This window comes from Allobosea spartocytisi, assembly GCF_014764685.1.
Lineage (GTDB): Bacteria > Pseudomonadota > Alphaproteobacteria > Rhizobiales > Beijerinckiaceae > Allobosea > Allobosea spartocytisi.
In genome coordinates, this window is sequence record NZ_JACXWY010000004.1 from 400,912 (window position 1) to 420,441 (window position 19,530).

General features: G+C 66.8%; 21 protein-coding genes. 12 read left to right on the plus strand and 9 right to left on the minus strand.

Annotation, left to right across the window (positions count from 1 at the left end):
• The first annotated feature begins 147 nt into the window (after positions 1-147).
• The 6 genes from lysM (at position 148) to IED13_RS09455 (ending at position 6,211) form a co-directional block, all read left to right on the plus strand.
• On the plus strand, positions 148-591 hold the full coding sequence (lysM, locus tag IED13_RS09430) for a peptidoglycan-binding protein LysM (protein ID WP_038358692.1): 444 nt from the start codon (positions 148-150) through the stop codon (positions 589-591).
• 177 nt (positions 592-768) lie between these two features.
• Positions 769-1,086: a rhodanese-like domain-containing protein gene (locus tag IED13_RS09435; RefSeq protein ID WP_038358691.1), complete on the plus strand. Its 318-nt coding sequence runs from the start codon at positions 769-771 to the stop codon at positions 1,084-1,086.
• A 48-nt stretch (positions 1,087-1,134) separates the two neighbouring features.
• Positions 1,135-2,091, plus strand: a complete 957-nt coding sequence (locus tag IED13_RS09440) for a YiiG family protein (RefSeq protein ID WP_248312500.1) — start codon at positions 1,135-1,137, stop codon at positions 2,089-2,091.
• Between the two features lie 100 nt (positions 2,092-2,191).
• Entirely contained in the window at positions 2,192-4,501 is a 2,310-nt protein-coding gene (locus IED13_RS09445; protein ID WP_191124005.1) for a xanthine dehydrogenase family protein molybdopterin-binding subunit, read from the plus strand.
• A gap of 143 nt (positions 4,502-4,644) precedes the next feature.
• Positions 4,645-5,076, plus strand: coding sequence for a c-type cytochrome (locus IED13_RS09450; RefSeq protein WP_191124006.1), 432 nt, complete (start codon positions 4,645-4,647; stop codon positions 5,074-5,076).
• Between the two features lie 193 nt (positions 5,077-5,269).
• Positions 5,270-6,211, plus strand: coding sequence for a c-type cytochrome (locus IED13_RS09455; protein WP_191124007.1), 942 nt, complete (start codon positions 5,270-5,272; stop codon positions 6,209-6,211).
• Between the two features lie 99 nt (positions 6,212-6,310).
• Here the strand turns inward: IED13_RS09455 and IED13_RS09460 are convergent, their stop codons facing one another.
• A complete protein-coding gene (locus tag IED13_RS09460) occupies positions 6,311-6,949 on the minus strand; it encodes a LysE family translocator (protein ID WP_112764046.1) in 639 nt (212 codons plus the stop codon).
• A 163-nt stretch (positions 6,950-7,112) separates the two neighbouring features.
• Between IED13_RS09460 and IED13_RS09465 the strand changes: the two genes are divergently transcribed.
• Positions 7,113-7,463 (plus strand): hypothetical protein, encoded by a 351-nt coding sequence (locus IED13_RS09465; RefSeq protein ID WP_133563227.1) that lies wholly within the window; start codon positions 7,113-7,115, stop codon positions 7,461-7,463.
• Between the two features lie 60 nt (positions 7,464-7,523).
• Here IED13_RS09465 and IED13_RS28765 read toward each other — a convergent pair whose 3' ends face one another.
• The 6 genes from IED13_RS28765 to IED13_RS09495 form a co-directional block, all read right to left on the minus strand.
• Positions 7,524-7,661, minus strand: a complete 138-nt coding sequence (locus IED13_RS28765) for a hypothetical protein (protein WP_248312501.1) — start codon at positions 7,659-7,661, stop codon at positions 7,524-7,526.
• A gap of 166 nt (positions 7,662-7,827) precedes the next feature.
• Positions 7,828-8,301 (minus strand): Imm50 family immunity protein, encoded by a 474-nt coding sequence (locus IED13_RS09475; RefSeq protein WP_112764059.1) that lies wholly within the window; start codon positions 8,299-8,301, stop codon positions 7,828-7,830.
• A 559-nt stretch (positions 8,302-8,860) separates the two neighbouring features.
• Entirely contained in the window at positions 8,861-9,265 is a 405-nt protein-coding gene (locus IED13_RS09480) for a (R)-mandelonitrile lyase (protein WP_112765326.1), read from the minus strand.
• Between the two features lie 27 nt (positions 9,266-9,292).
• On the minus strand, positions 9,293-9,913 hold the full coding sequence (locus tag IED13_RS09485; protein ID WP_038358685.1) for a helix-turn-helix domain-containing protein: 621 nt from the start codon (positions 9,911-9,913) through the stop codon (positions 9,293-9,295).
• Between the two features lie 118 nt (positions 9,914-10,031).
• Positions 10,032-10,955 (minus strand): DMT family transporter, encoded by a 924-nt coding sequence (locus IED13_RS09490; protein ID WP_081925101.1) that lies wholly within the window; start codon positions 10,953-10,955, stop codon positions 10,032-10,034.
• 250 nt (positions 10,956-11,205) lie between these two features.
• Complete coding sequence (locus tag IED13_RS09495) at positions 11,206-11,985, minus strand: SDR family oxidoreductase (RefSeq protein ID WP_038358683.1); 780 nt, start codon at positions 11,983-11,985, stop codon at positions 11,206-11,208.
• Positions 11,986-12,127: 142 nt separating this feature from the next.
• On the opposite strand from IED13_RS09495, the gene IED13_RS09500 reads away from it, so the two are divergent.
• Positions 12,128-13,033 (plus strand): UDP-2,3-diacylglucosamine diphosphatase, encoded by a 906-nt coding sequence (locus tag IED13_RS09500; RefSeq protein WP_081925099.1) that lies wholly within the window; start codon positions 12,128-12,130, stop codon positions 13,031-13,033.
• Positions 13,033-14,136 carry a glycosyltransferase family 4 protein gene (locus IED13_RS09505; protein ID WP_318652238.1) on the plus strand — a complete coding sequence of 368 codons (1,104 nt, stop codon included), beginning with the start codon at positions 13,033-13,035 and terminating at the stop codon, positions 14,134-14,136. The genes IED13_RS09500 and IED13_RS09505 overlap by 1 nt, the downstream gene beginning before the upstream one ends.
• Here the strand turns inward: IED13_RS09505 and IED13_RS09510 are convergent.
• Positions 14,072-15,865: a cation:proton antiporter domain-containing protein gene (locus tag IED13_RS09510; RefSeq protein ID WP_210323554.1), complete on the minus strand. Its 1,794-nt coding sequence runs from the start codon at positions 15,863-15,865 to the stop codon at positions 14,072-14,074. The genes IED13_RS09505 and IED13_RS09510 overlap by 65 nt on opposite strands.
• A gap of 214 nt (positions 15,866-16,079) precedes the next feature.
• Here IED13_RS09510 and IED13_RS09515 point away from each other — a divergent pair, with 214 nt between their 5' ends.
• Positions 16,080-16,925: an AAA family ATPase gene (locus tag IED13_RS09515; RefSeq protein WP_191124009.1), complete on the plus strand. Its 846-nt coding sequence runs from the start codon at positions 16,080-16,082 to the stop codon at positions 16,923-16,925.
• A 14-nt stretch (positions 16,926-16,939) separates the two neighbouring features.
• Here IED13_RS09515 and IED13_RS09520 read toward each other — a convergent pair whose 3' ends face one another.
• Positions 16,940-18,193 carry an ABA4-like family protein gene (locus tag IED13_RS09520; RefSeq protein ID WP_191124010.1) on the minus strand — a complete coding sequence of 418 codons (1,254 nt, stop codon included), beginning with the start codon at positions 18,191-18,193 and terminating at the stop codon, positions 16,940-16,942.
• A gap of 104 nt (positions 18,194-18,297) precedes the next feature.
• Here IED13_RS09520 and IED13_RS09525 point away from each other — a divergent pair, with 104 nt between their 5' ends.
• Together IED13_RS09525 and IED13_RS09530 are read left to right on the plus strand one after the other, a co-directional pair.
• Entirely contained in the window at positions 18,298-18,993 is a 696-nt protein-coding gene (locus IED13_RS09525; protein ID WP_191124011.1) for a TetR/AcrR family transcriptional regulator, read from the plus strand.
• Positions 18,994-19,014: 21 nt separating this feature from the next.
• Positions 19,015-19,530, plus strand: coding sequence for a SixA phosphatase family protein (locus IED13_RS09530; protein WP_248312502.1), 516 nt, complete (start codon positions 19,015-19,017; stop codon positions 19,528-19,530).

Genomic DNA, 19,530 nt, shown 5'->3' on the forward strand with positions numbered 1-19,530 from the left:
GCGGCTGTCGGCAAACTGTCGTGCGCCCACGGAGAAAATGACCGCAAACCGGGTTAGACTGCTTGAACTTCGGACGGAATCGGCAAGCAAGCCTTGCGCAGGACGTTCAGACCGGGCTTGATGGCTTGCCAAACCAAGGAGGTATCCATGGGTCTGTTCAGTTTCATCAAAGAAGCCGGTGCCAAGATCTTCGGATCGACCCCGGCCAATGCCGCGACGGCCGATAACCTACAGAAGGAACTGGCTGGCCATGGCCTGCCGTCCGACGTCAACATCCAGATCGACGGCGACAAGGTGAAGGTCTCCGGCAAGGCCGTCTCGACGGAAGAGGCGGAGAAGATCATCCTCGCGCTCGGCAACACCACCGGTGTCGCCCAGGTCGAGTCCGACCTGGTCGTCAACAAGGAGGCTCCGGCCGCGGTGTTCTACACGGTGAAGAAGGGCGACACGCTCTGGAAGATCGCCGAGGAGCATTACGGCAAGGGGCAGGGCGCGAAATACAACGAGATCGTCAAGGCCAATACGCCTCCGGTCAAGAATCCCGACCTGATCCAGCCGGGCTGGGTGCTGCGCATCCCGCCGCTGGGCTGATCCAAGCTTCCATCGCCGGCTCCGCGCCTCGGCGCGGAGCCGGCCCATCATGCGCGACGCCGCGACAAGGAAACCGCGTGTCATGCCGCACCGCCGTTTCGGGGTGTTTGAGGCATTGGCGTTCGGGCGCGGCCGCCTTATCTCCGCTTCCGGATGCAGCGAAGGAAGCGACCCGCCATGACCGTGAACGACCTCGACATCGACGATATCAAGGCGGGCCTCGCCGAGGGCTCGATCCTGCTCGTCGATGTCCGCGAGCCGCATGAGTTCGCAGCCGGGCATATTCCCGGAGCCGTCTCGCGGCCGCTCTCCCAGTTCGACCCGGCCGACCTGCCGGACGAGCCGGGCAAGCGCATCGTCTTTTCCTGCGCAGCGGGCGTCCGCTCGCGGCATGCGCTGGCCTTCGCGCAATCGGCCGGGCTCGACATCGACAGCCATTATGTCGGCGGGTTCAAGGATTGGGCGATGCGGGGGGAGGCGATCTCCTTCGACTGACCGGATGGGTCGCGTTCCGCCGGCCCGTTCAAGACCAGGATTACTGCCATGCCTATCCGTATTCTGCTTCGCAGCGCGGTTTGTGCCGCCGCCATCGTCGCCGCCTCGCCAGCGATGGTGTCGGCGCAGGGCGTTCCGGCCCAGAGCGCGGCCTCGGCCCCGGCGGGCGAGGCCGAGCTGCAGGCCGCCATCTCCAAGTCGAACGCCTATACGGCGCTGATGAACCGCACGCTGCGCGCGATCCAGTCCTGGGAGCGCTATGCGAGCTGGGTCGACATGAAGAAGGGGCCGACCGGCAAGGAGCGCTACATCGATTACGGGCTCTACAGCCTCTACGACGTCACCGGGGAGATCCAGAAGGCGGAAGAGGCGGCGGCGCGCGCGCCGAAGCTGCCGGAGATCGACGCGACGGTGCTCAGCTACATCAAGGCCTATCAGGAGCTGGCGCCGCTGATCACTCGGGCCGAGCGCTACTATGACCGCAAGGACTATCGCGACGACAACCTTGCCGAAGGGCAGAAGCTGCATGCGCAGATGGTGCCGGCGGCGAAGACCTTCCTCGAGCTGCGCGCCAGGCTCGACGCCGGCATGCGCGTCTACAAGACGGCGCTCGACGCGCAGGAGCTGGCCGCGCTGGAGAGCCGCGAGGGCAAGTCCGCGCGCTGGCAGGTCCGCAACGTGATGGTCAACGCCCGGGCGGTCATCGACCTGATGCCGTCGAACGAGAAGCCGATCGTCGATCTCAAGGCGTTCGATGCCGCGGTCGCCGGCTATGCCGGGGCGGTCCGCGAGATGGACGATTTCAAGGACAAGAACCCGGGCAAGTCGCTTTTCGTGGACAGCCAGGCGAGCTCCTGGCTCGGCAGGCTGCGCGATTTCAGCAGCAAGCTCGCCAAGAGCAAGGGCGATGTCCGGCGCGGCGCGGCGAACGACGCCAACTGGATCGTGAGCAGCTACAACACGATGATCACGCTTTCGGAATCGGCGGTGCGTTTCTCCCGCTGACGCAATGCGTTGAACGCAGCCCCGACGCATAGGGCGCCGGGGCTGACGACATGCGGTTTCTGTTCCACTCTTTCATTAGAGCCAACTGAGGATATGCCTCATGCGTCCCATGAAATTCGGTTTCGGCCAGCCCGTGCGGCGGGTCGAGGATCAGCGCCTGACCACCGGCACCGGCCGCTATACCGACGACATCGCGGTTGAAGGCGCGCTGCATGCCTATGTGCTGCGCTCGCAATATGCCCATGCGCGCTTCACCATCCGCGACAAGGAGACAGCCCGCAGGATGAAGGGCGTGAAGCTCGTCCTGACCGGCGAGGATGTCGCTGAATACGGCGACCTGCCGTGCAAGGGCCATATCAAGACCGTCTCGGGCGAGATGTCGCAATCGCTGCCGGTGCCTGTGCTGCCGCGCGATACCGTGCGCCATGTCGGCGAGGCCGTCGCCTTCATCGTGGCCGAGACGCTGGCGCAGGCGCGTGACGCCGCCGAGGCGATCGAGATCGACTGGCAGCCGCTGCCGGCCGTGACCGGCATCGAAGAAGCGCTGGCGAAGGGCGCGCCGCAGGTCTGGGCGGACAGGCCGGGCAATGTCGCCTTCGAGGCCGAGCAGGGCGACCGCGAGAAGACCGAGAAAGCCTTCGCCAAGGCGGCGCGCACGGTCTCCCTGACCATCGTCAACAACCGGCTGGCCTCCAACTACATGGAGACGCGCGCCTGCGTTGCCGAATACGACAAGGCCGAGAAGCGCTGGACGCTGACGCTGGGCAGCCAGGGCAGCCATGGCATGCGCGACCTCATCGCGACCTATGTGCTCAAGGTCGACCCGAAGCGCATCCGCGTGGTGACGCCGGATGTCGGCGGCGGCTTCGGCACCAAGATCTTCCTCTACCGGGAATATCCGCTGGCGATGATCGCGGCGGAAAAGCTGAAGCGCCCGGTGCGCTGGGTCGCCGACCGCAACGAGCATTTCCTCGCCGACACCCATGGCCGCGCCAACCTCGCCACCGCGACCATGGCGCTCGACGCCAAGGGCAAGTTCATCGGCCTCAAGGTCGATCTTTCGGCCGAGATGGGGGCGTGGCTCTCGCAATACGGGCCCTTCATCCCCTGGGTCGGCACGACGATGACGCCGGGCTGCTACAACATCCCGGCCGTGCATGTGCTGTTCCGCGGCGTCTTGACCCACACCACGCCGATCGACGCCTATCGTGGCGCTGGGCGCCCCGAGGCCGCCTATCTGATCGAGCGGCTGGTCGATGCCATCGCGCGTGAGACCGGCAAGACGCCGGACGCGGTGAGGGCGCAGAACTTCGTCAAGCCGTCCGAGATGCCGCACAAGACCCAAACCGGCCCGGTATACGATTCCGGCGAGTTCGAGGGCCATATGCGCCATGCCATGCAGGTAGCTGACTGGAAGGGCTTCAAGGCCCGCCACAAGGCTGCGGCCAAGGCCGGCAAGATCCGCGGCATCGGCATGGCCAGCTATATCGAGGCCTGCGGCGGCGGCGGCCCGGAAAGCTCGACCGTGATCCTGGAAAAGGACGGCATGGTGACCGTGCTGATCGGCACGCAGTCGAACGGGCAGGGGCATGAGACGGCCTATTCGCAGCTCGTCTCGCAGCATCTCGACATCCCGATGGACCGCATCCGCGTGGTGCAGGGCGATACCGACCGGGTCGAGACCGGCTCCGGCACCGGCGGCTCGCGCTCGATCCCCGTGGGCGGGGCGGCGCTCAACAAGGCGACGGAGATCCTGACCGACAACCTCAAGCAGCTCGCTTCGGAGACGCTCGAGGCGGCCGTGGGCGACCTCGAGATCGCCAATGGCGCGGTTCGGATCGTCGGCACGGACAAGCAGCTCGACCTCGCCGCCATCGCGGCGCTGCCGGGGGCGACGCCAACGATGCTCAAGGTCCATCAGAGCTGGACGCCGCCGGAGGCGACCTATCCGAACGGCACCCATGTCTGCGAGCTCGAGATCGACCCCGGCACCGGCCAGACCGAGATCCTCAACTATGTGGTGGTCGACGATTTCGGCGTGACGCTGAACCCGTTGATGCTGCAGGGCCAGGTCCATGGCGGCGCCGTGCAGGGCATCGGACAGGCCCTGATGGAGGAGATCCGCTTCGATCCCGACGGCCAGATGCTGACCGCGACCTTCATGGACTATGCGCTGCCGCGCGCCATCGACGTGCCGAACTTCCATTTCGAGACGCGCAATGTCCGCTGCCTCACCAACGCCATCGGCGTGAAGGGGGCGGGGGAGGCCGGCGCCATCGGGGCTTGCCCGGCGGTGATGAACGCGATGGTCGATGCGCTCGACCGGGCCGCCGGGATCAAGGCGATCGACATGCCGGCGACGCCGGTGAAGGTGTTCAACGCGCTGAAGGAGGCCGGCTACCGGCTTTGATGCAAGGGCGGATTTGCAGCTTTGCAAGTCCGCTCACGCAAAAGCGACTTGGCGGCGTCGCGATCATCGTTTGATCTGGACGAGTTCAAAACAGCGCCGTCCGGCGCCGGGACGATTGCGACCTTGCCTCGAAGGGGACCTGAATGATCCGCACCGCTTTCGTGCTCCTGAGCCTCGCGCTCGGCGCCACCGCCGCGATGGCGGAGACGAACCCGATCGCCGAACGTCAGCAGACGATGAAGGCGGTCAGCGCCGCGACGCGCGAAGGCGCGGCCATGGCCAAGGGCGACATGCCATTCGATGCGGGCAAGGCGCAGTCGGTCTTCAAGACCTATGCCGATGCCGCCAAGAAGATGCCGGCGCTGTTCCCCGACAGCTCCAGGAGCGGGGGCGAGACCACGGCCTCGCCGAAGGTTTGGGAGGATCAGGCCGGGTTCAAGGCGGCCTTCGCCAAGTTCGAGGCGGATGCGGAGGCGGGCGCCAAGGCCGGCGATCTCGCCGACTTCCGCACCGCTTTCGGTGCGGCGACCAAGAATTGCGGCGCCTGCCACGAGGCCTACCGCATCAAGAAGTGAGCTGCGGCCGGGCCGTCCAAAGCTGCGCGGTGAAGCGGGCGCCATGGCTGGCCGCCCGCTTTTTCGTCTCGGATGGGAGCTTTCGCGCGGCCGCCACGTTAGAGTTAGGTTGATGTGAGGTAGCCTGTTCACGGCGCCGCCCTGGGGCGGCACGGTCATGGACCGGTCTGCCGAAGGGATTGGGGAGTTCGCGATGCTGCTGCTGCGCCGCCTTCTGGTCACGCTCGTCCTGCTGGCGGCCGTCGCGCTGGGCGGCTTCTACCTGCTGACCGACCCGCGCATCGTCTCGCCCGCGCCGGAGATCGGTGCCTTGCCGGCGCCCGACCTCGAGAACGGCAAGCTGCTCTTCGCGGCCGGCGGCTGCGCCTCCTGCCATGCCACGCCGGGACAGAGTGATCGCACGCGGCTCGGCGGCGGGCTGGCGCTGGCCTCGCCCTTCGGCACCTTCCACGCGCCCAACATCTCGCCGCATACGCGCGACGGCATCGGCAACTGGGGCGTCCAGGATTTCGTCGATGCGATGGCGGCTGGCATCGGGCGGCAGGGCGAGCATCTCTACCCCGCCTTTCCCTACACCTCCTACCGGCTGATCCCGCCCAAGGCACTCGCCGATCTCTTCGCCTATATCCGCACCTTGCCGCCGGTCGAGGGCCGGGCGCCGGCGCATGAACTGCGCTTCCCCTTCAACATCCGGCGTCTGGTCGGCGGCTGGAAGCTGCTGTTCTTCCAGGGCGGTTCCTTCAAGCCCGATCCGACCAAGAGCGAGGCCTGGAATCGCGGCGCCTATCTGGTGAACGGTCCCGGCCATTGCGCCGAGTGCCATTCCAGCCGCAACGCGTTCGGCGCCGTCATCCCGGCGACGCGCTTCGCCGGCGGACCGGATCCCGAGGGCAAGGGCACCGTGCCGAACATCACCCAGGACGAGGCCGACGGGCTCGGCAAATGGTCGAAGGAGGAGATCGCGGAGCTGTTGAAGACCGGCTTCACCCCGAGCTTCGACAGCGTCGGCGGCCCGATGGCGGAGGTGGTGCGCAACATGGCGCAGCTCTCCGACACCGACCGCGCCGCGATGGCGGAATATCTCAAATCGCTGCCGGCGGTGGCGACCCCGCCGCGGCCGCAAGGGAAGAAGTAGGCCGGAGGTTATCGGGGCAGCCACGGGCAAACGTTGCCTTCGTCCCGTGAGCGCGGAAGCATCTGCTTCTGAGCGGTGGCTTAGAGCCGGCAAACGAGCTCAGGCAGACGAGCGCAGGCTGTCGACCATCAGCTTGGTGCCCAGGGCTCCGACCACAGCTCCGGCGGTTCGGTCGATCCAGACCTTGGAGCGGAGATAGGCCGCCTGCGGCGTGCGGGACGAGAAGCCGACGGCCACGACCGTGTACCAGCCGAACTCGATCAGGAAGAGCATCGGCGGCAGAACAAAAAACATCCAGGACGGTGTCGGGGACGGCAGCAGCGCGGCGAACATGGACGCATAGAAGATCGCCGTCTTGGGGTTGGAGAGCTGGACGAAGAGCGCTCGCAGCAACGAGGTCCATAGCGTGCTCTGCCGCTCGCTGGCCGTGTCGGCGACCTCCAGCGGTTCGGGAGCGGCGCGCCAGATGTTGATGCCGAGCCACAGAAGATAGGCGCCGCCGGCCAGCCTGAGCGCGATGTTGAGCCATTCGACCTGCAGCAGGATCGCCGTCAGGCCCGCGACCGCGATGATCGCGAAGACGAATCCGCCGATACCCATGCCGATGGCGGCCATCACGCCGTCGGTGCGCGAGCGTGAGATGGCAATGCGCGAGACCACGACGAAGCTGGGGCCGGGGCTGATCGCGCCGAGCAGGAACACGCCGAGGATCGAAATCAGGACCGCAAGCTCATGCATGGCTGCCTCTCGTCACTTCCGTTCGACGGCCCTGCGCTGGGGAGGCCGATCTGGGGGGAGCACTGTCGATGCAATCGCCGTGGTTTGCAACGGGTCGGAAGCGGACGTTGGCCTGATAGTGGCTTCAGGCTTATGGTCACCCGAATAATGCTGCGGGGGGGCCGTGATCCGATTTCGCAATGCGGCTCTTTGGGTGGTGAGCGTTAGCGCCACTATTGGCTTCCTGATCCTGGCAGGGGCAATCATCGGATACATGTTGCCCCTTAGCGCCTCAGAAGCTTTGAACGGAGCGCCGAAGGGAGCCCACGAGCTTGGTTTCTGGCTCCTCCTCTTGATTTCTCTGCCGCTATGGCTGGCCGGCTCATGGTCATCGACGCTAGCCATCGTCAAAAATGCGGCGGAGAGATCAGGACGACGTCGTGCGATATGGGCTTTCGCGTTGCTCATATCGGCGTTGGCGATGGCCGCAACCAACAACACTTTCGGTTTCGGCGATCTATTCAATCCGATCTGAAAGGCAATAGGCGTTCCAAGGTCTGCAATGGGTTGGAAGCGGACCCTTGTAGTGCCTCAGTCAATCGATGAAATGCTCCATCGGATCATCGTCGCCAACACGCCATCGCAACCCAGCCTTCTCCAGCGTGGCAGGCAGGTTGATGCCGCAGAGGCACAAATCGAGGTCGCGCCAATCCTTGCCCTGCGGCCAGAGCACGAAGGGGTTTTGGCTCTGCCATATGAGCTTGTCTTGCCCGCCAAGCAGCGCCGCCGATTGGCGAGGCGTGTCATAAGAGCGCCCGTCCGCAATGACTGAGTTACACACGGTCTCGCCTCCCAGTTACAGCGAATTACCGCTTGGGCGTGAGGTCCGCAACCGGCCGTCAGCTGCCGTTTCGGTCCATCGACGGCTCATCAGGAACGCCGGGTTCAAACGAGATGGACACGCGCTTGGCGCGGATTACACCGTCGAGCCCGAAGCAAGGCTCCAACTCGATCTCAATATCTTCGGGCGACTGCGGCAGCGCATAATAGTTGGATCGGCCACGCTCTGTCGCACGCTGCAACTTCAGGCCAAAGATAACATTCTGGTGGCTGAAGCCGTCCAGTTGCAGGTCCATGATTTCTTCGAGAGTGAATGTTACGACAGCGTCCTTATCGAGAACGATGTAGCCGTTCTCATCCACCTGCTCTGTTCCCACCCAACCATGAACGCGAAGAAAGCTCTTCCCGGACCGACGCAGGTCGAGGCTGATGATCTCTGCATCATGGAAACTCGGGACCCGGCCGAACCAACGGAGTAGCTCTGGTCCGCCCGGAACTTCATCGTAGATGTGCGGGATTTGGTCGCCGATCATTCCGGCATGAAAGGGCCATTGCGCTATGTCTGCAAGGGGTCGAAAGCGGACAAGGCCTGAGAAGTTATCCCCGCCCTCACACGCCGCGCCTATCCTCGCCCCACCTCATCCCCGAGGGGCAGCCATCCGGAGGTGTGCCGTTGGTCGGGATGAGGGCGGCGCCTGCGGGTGGAGTCACGATCCACTCCCGGGAGGCTTCGGGGCACCGCCCTGGGGACACTACGATCCCTGTGCGAGGAGCTCGCTGGGAACGGCCGATGGCAGCACGCCTTCGTCCCATGCCCGAGTAGACGCGACAAGGCGATGAGCCGAACTGGCGTCGAAAGGGCTCGCGGCGAAGGATGGCCGCAGGCCCGATAAGCGCGGCCCGGAGACTGAAGAACGCCGGCAAGCGGAGCGCCACGGGGCGTGCGGAGGGTGGCTCAATCCCTCCGCGCCGCATCCTGGCTCAATGGAAGCGGCCCGATACCCAACCGCGCCTCGCGGCGCTCCGCTGCCCCTCAATGATCAACGCCCGCGCCTGAGCACGGGCGGGTGAAGGCATGTGCGTCGCGTGGGGTCAGATGGCTTTTGCGGCGTATTGCGCGTCGGTCACCTGTTCGAGCCAGTCGACGGGCGAGCCGTTCAGCTTTTCCTGAAGGGCGATGTGGGTCATCGCGGTCGTCGCCGTGGCGCCGTGCCAGTGTTTCTCGCCAGGCGGAAACCAGACGGTGTCGCCCGCGCGGATTTCCTCGATCGGTCCACCCTCCCGCTGGGCCCAGCCGCAGCCGGCGGTCACGATCAGGGTCTGGCCGAGCGGATGGGTGTGCCAGGCGGTGCGGGCGCCGGGCTCGAAGGTGACGAGGGCCGTGGCGATCCGCGCCGGCTCGGGCGGGTTGAACAGCGGGTCGATACGGACCGTGCCGGTGAAATATTCGGCCGGCCCCTTGCCGGAGGGCTGCGAGCCGATGCGTCGGATTTCCATGGTTCGCTCCTGCTCGCGCCCCTCGTCTTATTCCATCACCGCGGCCTTGAGGATGCAGACCATGAGCGCCGAGCCCGGCTCGTTGCCGACGCAGCGGACGATGTGGCGGCGGTCGCAGCGATAGCGCAGCGTCTCGCCCGCCTTGGCGCGCTGGACGATGTCGCCGACCTCGACCTCGAATTCGCCGGCGGTGACGGAGAGCGATTCGATCGAGCCGCGCTGATGGCCTTCGGAATCGAGCTCGCCGCCGGGTTCGGAGGAGACCTCGTACCATTGCAGCCATTCGACCGTCTTGATCCAGCCGACGATGGCGAGCCTGAGCTTGCCGTCCTCGGAGACCAGGATCGGCGTGTCGGCGCGGGTGGTCTTGTCGATGAAAGGCTCTTCCTCGCCGCTGGACAGCACGCGCTCGATCGAGATGTCGAGCGCCTGCGACAGCCGCCAGATGGTCGCCAGCGTCGGATTGGTCTCGTTGCGCTCGATCTGGCTGATGATCGACTTGGCGACGCCCGACTGCTCGGCGAGGTCGGAGAGCGAAAAGTTGTAGGCCTTGCGCAGGCGCTGGATCGTCTTGCCGAGCTGGCCCGAGATGACCTGAGCCCCGGATTCAAGCTCCCGCCCGCCGCGCTCCTTCGTCTCGATTCCCATGAATTCGGCCCCTCCTGCGTATGAGGCCGTTTGTAACGGCGGACGTTCGTTTGAACAAGCGAACAATGCCCGGCATCCGGCGAGGCTGGACCGTGCACCGCCGAAAACGCAGCCGTGTTCAGGTCAGGCGGCTGGGGCCGACCTCGCGCTGAGCGCGCCGGGCGAGGCCGAGTTGGCGCTCGCGGAAGATCACGTAGATGCCCGAGGTGATGACGATGAAGGCCCCGATCACGATGGTCTGCGCCGGCCATTCCCCGAACCAGAACCAGCCGATGGCCACCGCCCAGAGCATGGTCGAATATTCGAAGGGCGCGACCAGCGAGGCGTCGCCATAGCGATAGGCCTGGACGATCAGGATCTGGCCGAGCCCGCCGAGAATGCCGATGACGACCATCATCATCGCATCCCTGGCATCCGGGATGTTCCAGCCGAGCAGGATGGTCGAGAGGCCGAGCAGGCTGGTCAGCAGCATGAAGTAGAAGACGATGGCGCCGGTGCGCTCGGTCGAGGTCAGAAGCCGGACCTCGACCGAGGCGAAGGCCGAGCAGAAGGCGCCGGCCAGGCCCAGCGCGGCACCGATCGCGGCGTTGCTGCCGACAGGGTGCGCGCCGGCGCCCAGATGCGGCGAGAGCATGATGAGGACGCCGACGAAGCCGATCGTCACCGCGGTCCAGCGATAGATCCGCACGCGCTCCTTCAGCACCAGCGCCGCGAGCACGACGACCGCCAGCGGCGCGGCATAGCCGATCGCGACAGCCTCCGAGAGCGGCAGGAACTGCAGCGCCGCGAAGCCGCAGAACATGCCGGTCGAGCCCATGATGCCGCGCTTGAGATGGCCGCGCAGATTGTCCGTCTTCAAGGCTTCCGGCAGCTCGGAGCGCCAGGCGAGCCAGATGAGCAGCGGGATCATCGCGAAGAAGGAGCGGATGAAGACGATCTCGCCGGTGGGATAGCGTGTCGAGATCGATTTGATGCCCGCCGACATCAGCGTGAAAGCCAGCGCCGAGACAAGCTTGAGACTGATGCCGAGAAGAGGGGACAAGGCGGCGGCGCGGCGGGAGGGCTGGGACGGGTTCGGGCGAAACCGCTTCTCCTTAGATCATGTCGAGATCGAGGAGCGAAGCGTGAACTCTGCAACCCGGCTAGGCCATTGGCGTGGGAGCGGGTCGTTCGCGGCGAAAGCGCGTCATTCTCGGGCAGCGTATCGCGCCGACCCGAGAATCTCTTTCCGGAAGAGGCGCAAGAGCCTCCGGGGCGCGAGATGCTCGGGCCAGCGGCCCGAGGCGCGCGGCTCAGAACGTCCCGCGGAAGGCGCCGCCGTCGATCAGGAAGTTCTGGCCGGTGATGTAGCCGGCGTTCGCGCTGGCCAGGAAGGCGCAGAGCTGGCCGAATTCGTCGGGCGTGCCGAGGCGGCCGGCGGGAACCGCGGCGAGCCGCCTTTTCGTCGCCTCCTCGATGCTGATGCCCTGCATCTCGGCGACCTTGTTGGTCGCGGTCTTGATCCGGTCGGTGTCGAACACGCCGGGCAGGATGTTGTTGATGGTGACATTGGCGTGGGCGACCTCGCGGGCGACGCCCGAGAGGAAGGCGGTGAGGCCGGCGCGGGCGGCGGAGGAGACGTCGAGGCCGGTCAGCGGCGTCACCACGCTGGCCGAGGTGATGTTGACGATGCGACCGAAGCCGCGCGCGATCATGCCGTCGATGACGCGCTGCACCAGCTCGAGCGGTGTCGCCATGTTCTGGACGACGCCTTCCAGCAGGCCCTCGCGCGTCACCTGGCGGAAGGGCTTGGGCGGCGGGCCGCCATTGTTGTTGACGAGGATGTCCGGGTTGGGCGCTGCCGCGAGCAGGGCGTCCTGACCGGCCTGGGTCGAGACGTCGGCGACGACGGCGATGACGGTCGCGCCGGTCGCGGCGCGGATCGCGCTGGCGGTGGCTTCCAGGGTGGTCGCGTTGCGGCCGTTGATCACGACGGTGCAGCCCGCCTCGGCCAGGGCCTGCGCACAGCCGCGGCCCAGCCCCTTGCTGGAGGCGCAGACGATGGCCGTGCGGCCGGCAATTCCAAGATCCATCAGATGTCTCCGTCAGTTTCGCACGCCGTTGTCGGACAGCGGCCGGTCAGCAAGGCTGAGCACGGATTGCTGGTTCCGTCATCAAAGCGCAACGCAAATCAGACACACGCCGCAAACATCGCAACAGCATGGACTGCCGCGCATGAGCGACGAGGACGACGCGAAGCAGGTTCGCAGCATCTTCATCTCGGACCTGCATCTGGGCACGCGCGGGGCGCAAGCCGATCTCGTGCTCGAGTTCCTGCGGGCCTATGATGCACCGAACATCTATCTCGTCGGCGACATCATCGACGGTTGGCGGCTGAAGAGCGGCTGGTATTTCCCGCAGAGCCACAACGACGTCGTCCAGAAGCTGCTGCGCAAGGTGCGCAAAGGCTCGAAGCTGATCTACGTCACCGGCAACCACGACGACTTCCTGCGCGATTTCACCGGCCTGCAGTTCGGCGGCATCACGCTCGTCGACGACATCGTCCACGAGACGGCGGATGGCCGGCGCCTGCTCGTCATCCATGGCGACCTGTTCGACCTCGTGGTGCGCAACGCCAAATGGCTCGCGCTGCTCGGCGACTGGGCCTACACGGTGGCGCTCGGGCTCAACATGGTGATCAACAAGGTCCGGCGCGTCCTGCGCCTGCCGCACTGGTCGCTCTCGGCCTGGGCCAAGCACAAGGTCAAGAACGCCGTGAACTATATCGGCGAGTTCGAGACCTGCCTCGCCGACGAGGCGCGCCGCCACAATGCGGATGGCGTGATCTGCGGCCATATCCATCACGCGGCCTATCGCGAGATCGCGGGGCTGACCTACATCAACACCGGCGACTGGGTGGAGAGCTGCACCGCCTTCGTCGAGCACCATGACGGTCGCTTCGAATTGATCCGCTGGCCGCAAGGACGCCTCAAGGGCGAGGCGGCCGTGCCGGTCGTCGTGCCGGCCCGGCCGGCCGCCGTGCCGGAACTCGTCGAGGCCGCCCGGAGCATGCTCCAGCCTCTGGAACTGGCACGCATCATTGGCGCTCTGCCGGAAACGGCGGAACGGAAAGCGCGCTGATGCGCGTCCTCATCGCCACGGACGCCTGGCGGCCGCAGATCAACGGCGTGGTGCGCTCGCTCGAACGGATGATCGAAGCGGCGCCGGATTTCGGAGCGACGGCGGCGGCGCTCACCCCGGACGGCTTCCGGCAGATCGCCATGCCGAGCTATCCCGACATTCGGCTCGCGCTCGCCACACGCCGCGCGCTCGCGGAACGGATCGCCGAATTCAGGCCGGACCACATCCATATCGCGACGGAAGGGCCGATCGGCTGGCTGACGCGGGCGGTCTGCCTGGCGCAGAAGCGCCCGTTCACCACGAGCTACCACACGCGCTTCCCGCAATATGTCGCGGCGCGCTGGCCCATTCCCGAAAGCTGGAGCTACCGGCTGCTGCGGCGCTTTCATGGCCCGGCGGCTGCCGTGATGGTCTCGACCGCGACGGTCGAGGAGGAGTTGCGCCAGCACGGCTTCGAGAAGCTGGTGCGCTGGGGGCGGGGCGTCGATCTCGACCTGTTCCATCCGCGCCCGCAAAGCGTGCTCGACCTGCCGCGGCCGATCTTCCTTAGTGTCGGGCGTGTGGCGGTCGAGAAGAATCTCGATGCCTTCCTGTCGCTGCGGCTGCCGGGCAGCAAGGTCGTGGTCGGCGACGGGCCGGCGCGGGCCGATCTGCAGCGCGCCTTTCCCGAGGTGCATTTCCTCGGGACGAAGGAGGGCGAGGAGCTCGCCGCGATCTATGCCTCCTCCGACGTCTTCGTCTTTCCGAGCCTGACCGATACCTTCGGCATCGTGCTGCTGGAGGCGGCGGCGAGCGGGCTGCCAGTCGCGGCCTTTCCGGTGCAGGGCCCGCGCGACGTCTTCGCCGGCAGCGGCGCGGCCGTGCTCGACGAGGATCTGCGCAGCGCCGCCATGCAGGCGCTCAGGATACAGCCTGAAATCCCGCTGGAGCTGGCGGCGCGGCATAGCTGGACGAGCAGCGCGGCGCAGTTCTACGGACATATCCGGCGCGTGGCGCAGCAGGCGGGCTATCTCTCGCGCGAGGCCGTGAGCCCAGGCCTCACAGCCTTCGGGAACGGGCATGGCGCGGAAGGGCGCGGGCTGCCGCGGCGCCTGCCGGCTTGAGCTGGGCGCGGAAGCCGTCGCGCCGCTCATGCACCGAGGCGATGACGAGGCCCATCGGCACGCCGAGCCCGACCAGCGCCGCCTCCGACAATTGCAGGCTCGCCTCGATCGTCTCCGGCACGGCGTCGTTGACGCCGATCTCGTAGAGATGGCGGGCATGGGCCGCATCGCGGGCGCGGGCGACGATGACGATGTCCGGACGCAGGGCGCGCGCGGCCTGCACCGTGGCATCGACGGCGCGCGGATTGTCGATGGTGACGATCAGCGCCGTCGCCTCTTCCAGTCCGCATAGCCTCAGGAAATCGGGCTGCGTCGCATCGCCGTAGAAGGCCGGACGGCCTGAGCGGCGCTGGGCGGTGACCAGGGCCGCGTCCGAATCGATCAGGATGTGCGACTTGCCGTGCTCGTCCAGCATCGAGGCGACGAGGCGCCCGACACGCCCGCCGCCGACGATGATGGCGCGCGGCGCGCGATCGTCCGGCGGGAGCACCTTGGCCTCGTCCGGCAAGGTCACCGGCGCGGCGAGCTTCTGGGCGAAATGGCGGGCGAAGCGCGCCTGCAGGGGCAGCGCGACCATGGTCAGCGACACCGCCGCCAGCGCGATGCTGGTCGCATTGCGGTCGAGAAGGCCCGTGGCGGAGGCGTCGTTCAGCAGCACGAAGGCGAATTCGCCGCCGGGGCTGACCATCAGCGCGGTTTCGAGCGCCGTCGCCGCAGACAGGCGGAAGCGGCGGGCGAGAACGAAGATGATGAGGCTCTTGATCGCGACCAGCCCGACTGCGATGGCGAGGATGGCGACGGGGTGGGCCGCGATCTGGGCCGGATTTACGCCCATGCCGACGGTGAGGAAGAAGACGCCGATCAGCAGGGATTTGAAGGGGTCGATCGTGACCTCGATCGCCCGGCGGAACTCGGTCTCGGCCAGCAGCAGCCCGGCGATGAAGGCGCCGAGCCCCATCGAGAGCCCGGCGGCGGCGGCGATGAGGCCGGTGCCGAGCGCCGTCAGCAGCGTTGCGGCCATGAAGCTTTCGGCCGAATCGGTCGAGGCGACGAGGCGGAAGAGCGGGCGCAGCGCCAGCCGGCCGATGACCACGATGGTCGCGATGGCCGCCGCGGCCTGGATGAAGGCCTGCGCCAGACCGGCGACGAGCGAGCCCGAGCCGTTCTGCGCATCGAGCACGGCGATCAGGAACAGCAGCGGGATGACCGCGAGGTCCTGGCAGAGCAGGATGGCGAAGCTGGCGCGGCCGGCCGAGGTCGTCATCCGCTTCTTGGCGGCGAGCAATTCGACCACCATCGCCGTCGAGGAGAGCGCGAGGCCGAAGCCGATGATCAGCGCCGCCGTCGTGGGCTGGCCCAGCGCATAGGCGACGAGGCCGATCGCCGCCGCCGAAAGGCCGACCTGGCCGAGGCCGAGGCCGAAGACGAGGCGCCGCATCGTCATCAGGCGCTCGAAGGACAATTCGAGCCCGATGACGAAGAGCAGGAAGGCGACGCCGAGCTCGGCCGGCCCGGCCAGCGCCTCCGCATTCGAGACCGTGACCGTGCTGAGCAGCGGCACCTTGGAGACCAGCCCGCCGAGGCCGAAGGGGCCGAGCAGCGCGCCGCAGGCCACGAAGGCGATGATCGAATTGATCTTGAAGCTCTTGGCAAAAGGCACGATCACGCCGGCCGTCGCGAGCACGACGACGGCGTCCTTGTAGACGGAAGGATCGACGGTTCCGGCCAAGGCCTGCCCTTGCGATTCGATGGAGAAGCGGATGCCTCGTCATTCTTGCGATTCGTGGGTGCGATGCACAACCTTCGAATTGCGGTGGTGGAGAGAAATTCGCCTTGCGACGCGAGCGCTTAGGCAATGACCTTCGCGCCGAGCGTGCAAATGGCGGTTTTCGCGTTCGGCGCCGATGGGCTAGCGTACCGGCGTAAAATCAAAAGGATCGCTCATGCGTTTTGCCGGCACCGAGAACTATGTCGCGACGGAGGACCTCACCGTCGCCGTCAACGCCGCGATCCGGCTGGAGCGGCCGCTCTTGGTGAAAGGCGAGCCCGGCACGGGCAAGACGGTGCTGGCCGAGGAGATCGCCGCCGCGCTGGGCGCGCCGCTCATCACCTGGCACATCAAGTCGACGACCAAGGCGCAGCAGGGGCTCTACGAATACGATGCGGTGAGCCGGCTGCGCGACAGCCAGCTCGGCGATCCGCGCGTGTCGGACATCGCCAACTACATCAAGCGCGGCAAGCTCTGGGAGGCTTTCGTCGCGCCCGTCCGGCCGGTGCTGCTGATCGACGAGATCGACAAGGCCGATATCGAATTCCCCAACGACCTGCTGCTCGAGCTCGACCGCATGGAGTTCCACGTCTACGAGACGGGCGAGACCGTCAAGGCGGCGCGGCGGCCGGTGATGATCATCACCTCCAACAACGAGAAGGACCTGCCGGACGCCTTTCTGCGCCGCTGCTTCTTCCACTATATCCGCTTCCCCGATGCGCAGACGATGCAGCAGATCGTCGAGGTGCATTTCCCCGGCATCAAGAAGCGGCTGATGGAGGAGGCGTTGCGCCTGTTCTTCGAGGTGCGCGAGGTGCCGGGCCTCAAGAAGAAGCCCTCGACCTCGGAACTGCTCGACTGGCTGAAGCTGCTCGTCGCCGAGGATATCGGGCCGGAGGTGCTGCGCGAGCGCGATCCGCGCAAGCTCATCCCGCCGCTGCACGGCGCTTTGCTCAAGAACGAGCAGGACGTCTCGCTGTTCGAGAAGCTCGCCTTCATGGCGCGGCGCGAGAGCCGCTGAGCATCGGCCCAGCGTCAACCGATGCCGAGCAGCGGGCGGGCGTTCAGGGCCGCGATGAGCGCGGCTGCCGTGACGCAAGCATAGGCGAGGGCGAAGGCATCCACGATGCGAGGCGCCGTTGCGCGGCCAAGCAGCGAGGCGAAGAGCGCGAAGGCCGGCAGGATCTGCATGGCGTGCAGCGCCAGGAAATGACCGAGGCGCAGATCGCCGACAGTCAGCGACCAGCCGAAGAACGGGATGACGGGCGCTGAAGGCAGCGGTGTGCCGACCGTATGGCCGCCGGCTTGGCTGAGGGCGACACCGGAGAGGATGCCGAGCACGGCGGTCAGCCCGAGGCCGAGGATGAGCGAGCGGCGCATCACCGGCGGGAGCGGCGCGGCGTCCCGGCGGGCGAGACCATAGGCGAGGATACCGCTGGCGGCCGTGAAGAGCACCGCCGCGATGCCCATCGCGGCGTAGAGCGCGATGGCGAGCGCGCTCGCCTCATTGTAGTGCGAGGCTTCGGCGCGCGAGGCGCGCCAGGCGATGTAGACGATCTCGAAGGTGAGCAGGGCGATGACCGGCCGGACCGTGAAGCGGCCGAGCCACGAGCGCTGGAAGGCTTCACCGGTCAAAGGCAGGATGAGCGCGAAGGAGAAGAGGTAGATCGCGACCGAGATCTCGAACTTCAGCGGCTTGAGCCAGACATTGTCGCCGTTGAACAGGCGCGGATCGAGGGCGTAGTCGAGCGCGGTCGGGACTGCCAGCAGCAGCATCGCGATCCCTGCGGCGGTCAGCCGGGGCTCCCATTCGAGCGCGCGCAGCGGCGCCGGCAGCCGTGCCAGGAAGCGCGGAATCCGGTCTTCCGAGGCGATGACGCGACTTGCCGCAAGAAGGAGGTAGAGCAGATAGCCGACCGGGCCGAAGAGGAAGGTCAGGGCGAGGACAGGCAGCATCGCCCCATGCGGCAGACCTTCGCGTTGCGAGCGGCGCAGCAGCCAGGCGCCGATCAGGAGATCGAAGGCGAGGTAATGCGCCCAGCCGGCGAGCAGCAGCGGCCGCGAGGCGAACAGCGCCGCGACATCGTCGAGCGAGGAGAAGCCGCCGCGCGCCTGATGCCAGTGCACACCGATCAGGACGAGATAGCCGAGCGACAGCAGGCTCGGGATGACCAGCCCGGCGAGGAACTGGCCGGCGCGCCAGCGCGGTGCCACGAGCAATAGCAGCCAGCCGCCAACGGCCAGCAGATTGGCCGCGGAAAAGGCGGCGTCGAGCGTCAAAGGTGGCATGACGACCTCCGAACTTGACGGTGTTCAGTTGCGGGACGGTTCTGACTCGCTATCTTGACGCCGTCAAGATGATTTTGACGGTGTTAGGATTGGTGGAGTTGCCGATGGCCGAAGCGACGCCCCGGGCCATGCGCGAGCATTATCACCATGGCGCCTTGCGGCAGGCGATGATCGCGGCCGCGGAGGAGGTCCTGGCCGAGCGCGGGCTCGGCGGCTTTACCTTGCGCGAATGCGCCCGGCGGGCCGGGGTGTCGCCGGCGGCTCCCGCGCATCATTTCGGCAATCTCACCGGCCTGCTGACGGCGATCGCGACGCTGGGCTTCGACGATCTCTCGACGGCGATGGAGGCCGCGGTCGCGGCGGCGCAGGAGGCGGGGACCAGCCGGCTCGCCGCGATCGCGCGGGCCTATGTCGAAACGGCGCTCGCCAATCCAGGGCGCTTCCGGGTCGTCTTCGGCCAGCGCGGAATAGACAGGGAGGACCCTGCCTTCCGGGCCGCCTCGACACGGGCTTTCGCCATCCTGGTCCGTGAGGTGCGGCTGAGCCGCGGCCTGCCGCCGCTTCAGCTTCCGGACGGGAAACCCAGCGCTGACGCCCTCGATCCCGAGCTGCCCGAGGTCCTGCTGGCCTGGTCGGCAGTGCATGGCTTCTCGACGCTGCTGATCGATGGCGCACTGGATTTCCTGGCGGAAGGCAACCGGCAAGCTTTCCTCGACAGGCACGCGGCCCGGCTGTTCGGGCTGCTGACATCGGCGTTCCCGGCGACGCAAGGGCTCGCAAAAGCGGATGCCCGCGATTAGGTTCGTCGGATGCGACGCCTCATGCTTCTGCGCCATGCGAAATCGAACTGGCCCACCGGCGTGGCCGATCGGGACAGGCCGCTCGCTCCGCGGGGGCGCGAGGCGGCTCCGGTGATGGGGCGCTATCTCGCCGACGAGCTGCTGCTGCCGGACCTCGTGCTGATCTCGCCGGCCAAGCGCACGGTCGAGACCTGGGAGCTGGTCGCGCCGATGCTGCCGGAGAAGCCGGCGACGCAGTACGAACCGCGTATCTACGAGGCCAAACCCGGGGCGCTGCTCTATGTCGTGCAGGAGACGGAGCCCTCGGTCAGGACGCTGCTGATGATCGGCCACAATCCCGGATTCGAGGAGCTGGCGCGGCGTTTGGCCGGGCATGGCGACCGCTATGCGGCGGCGCGGATGAGCCAGAAATATCCGACGGCAGGCCTCGCGGTGATCGATTTCGCCATCGAGGATTGGCGCGATGTGGCGGAGCGGGGCGGGCGGCTCGACCGCTTCGTCACTCCCGCGTCGCTGGGCGAAGGCCCCGACGAATGA

Excerpts from the sequence above, each read along its gene's own strand:
- IED13_RS09530 (WP_248312502.1), top strand. The coding sequence starts at position 19,015 with ATGCTTCTGCGCCATGCGAAATCGAACTGGCCCACCGGCGTGGCCGAT.
- lysM (WP_038358692.1), top strand. The coding sequence starts at position 148 with ATGGGTCTGTTCAGTTTCATCAAAGAAGCCGGTGCCAAGATCTTCGGA.
- IED13_RS09515 (WP_191124009.1), top strand. The coding sequence starts at position 16,080 with ATGCGTTTTGCCGGCACCGAGAACTATGTCGCGACGGAGGACCTCACC.
- IED13_RS09480 (WP_112765326.1), bottom strand. The coding sequence starts at position 9,265 with ATGGAAATCCGACGCATCGGCTCGCAGCCCTCCGGCAAGGGGCCGGCC.
- IED13_RS09435 (WP_038358691.1), top strand. The coding sequence starts at position 769 with ATGACCGTGAACGACCTCGACATCGACGATATCAAGGCGGGCCTCGCC.
- IED13_RS09525 (WP_191124011.1), top strand. The coding sequence starts at position 18,298 with ATGGCCGAAGCGACGCCCCGGGCCATGCGCGAGCATTATCACCATGGC.
- IED13_RS09475 (WP_112764059.1), bottom strand. The coding sequence starts at position 8,301 with ATGATCGGCGACCAAATCCCGCACATCTACGATGAAGTTCCGGGCGGA.
- IED13_RS09440 (WP_248312500.1), top strand. The coding sequence starts at position 1,135 with ATGCCTATCCGTATTCTGCTTCGCAGCGCGGTTTGTGCCGCCGCCATC.
- IED13_RS09485 (WP_038358685.1), bottom strand. The coding sequence starts at position 9,913 with ATGGGAATCGAGACGAAGGAGCGCGGCGGGCGGGAGCTTGAATCCGGG.
- IED13_RS09460 (WP_112764046.1), bottom strand. The coding sequence starts at position 6,949 with ATGCATGAGCTTGCGGTCCTGATTTCGATCCTCGGCGTGTTCCTGCTC.
- IED13_RS09500 (WP_081925099.1), top strand. The coding sequence starts at position 12,128 with ATGAGCGACGAGGACGACGCGAAGCAGGTTCGCAGCATCTTCATCTCG.
- IED13_RS09520 (WP_191124010.1), bottom strand. The coding sequence starts at position 18,193 with ATGCCACCTTTGACGCTCGACGCCGCCTTTTCCGCGGCCAATCTGCTG.
- IED13_RS09495 (WP_038358683.1), bottom strand. The coding sequence starts at position 11,985 with ATGGATCTTGGAATTGCCGGCCGCACGGCCATCGTCTGCGCCTCCAGC.
- IED13_RS09455 (WP_191124007.1), top strand. The coding sequence starts at position 5,270 with ATGCTGCTGCTGCGCCGCCTTCTGGTCACGCTCGTCCTGCTGGCGGCC.
- IED13_RS09505 (WP_318652238.1), top strand. The coding sequence starts at position 13,033 with ATGCGCGTCCTCATCGCCACGGACGCCTGGCGGCCGCAGATCAACGGC.
- IED13_RS09450 (WP_191124006.1), top strand. The coding sequence starts at position 4,645 with ATGATCCGCACCGCTTTCGTGCTCCTGAGCCTCGCGCTCGGCGCCACC.
- IED13_RS09445 (WP_191124005.1), top strand. The coding sequence starts at position 2,192 with ATGCGTCCCATGAAATTCGGTTTCGGCCAGCCCGTGCGGCGGGTCGAG.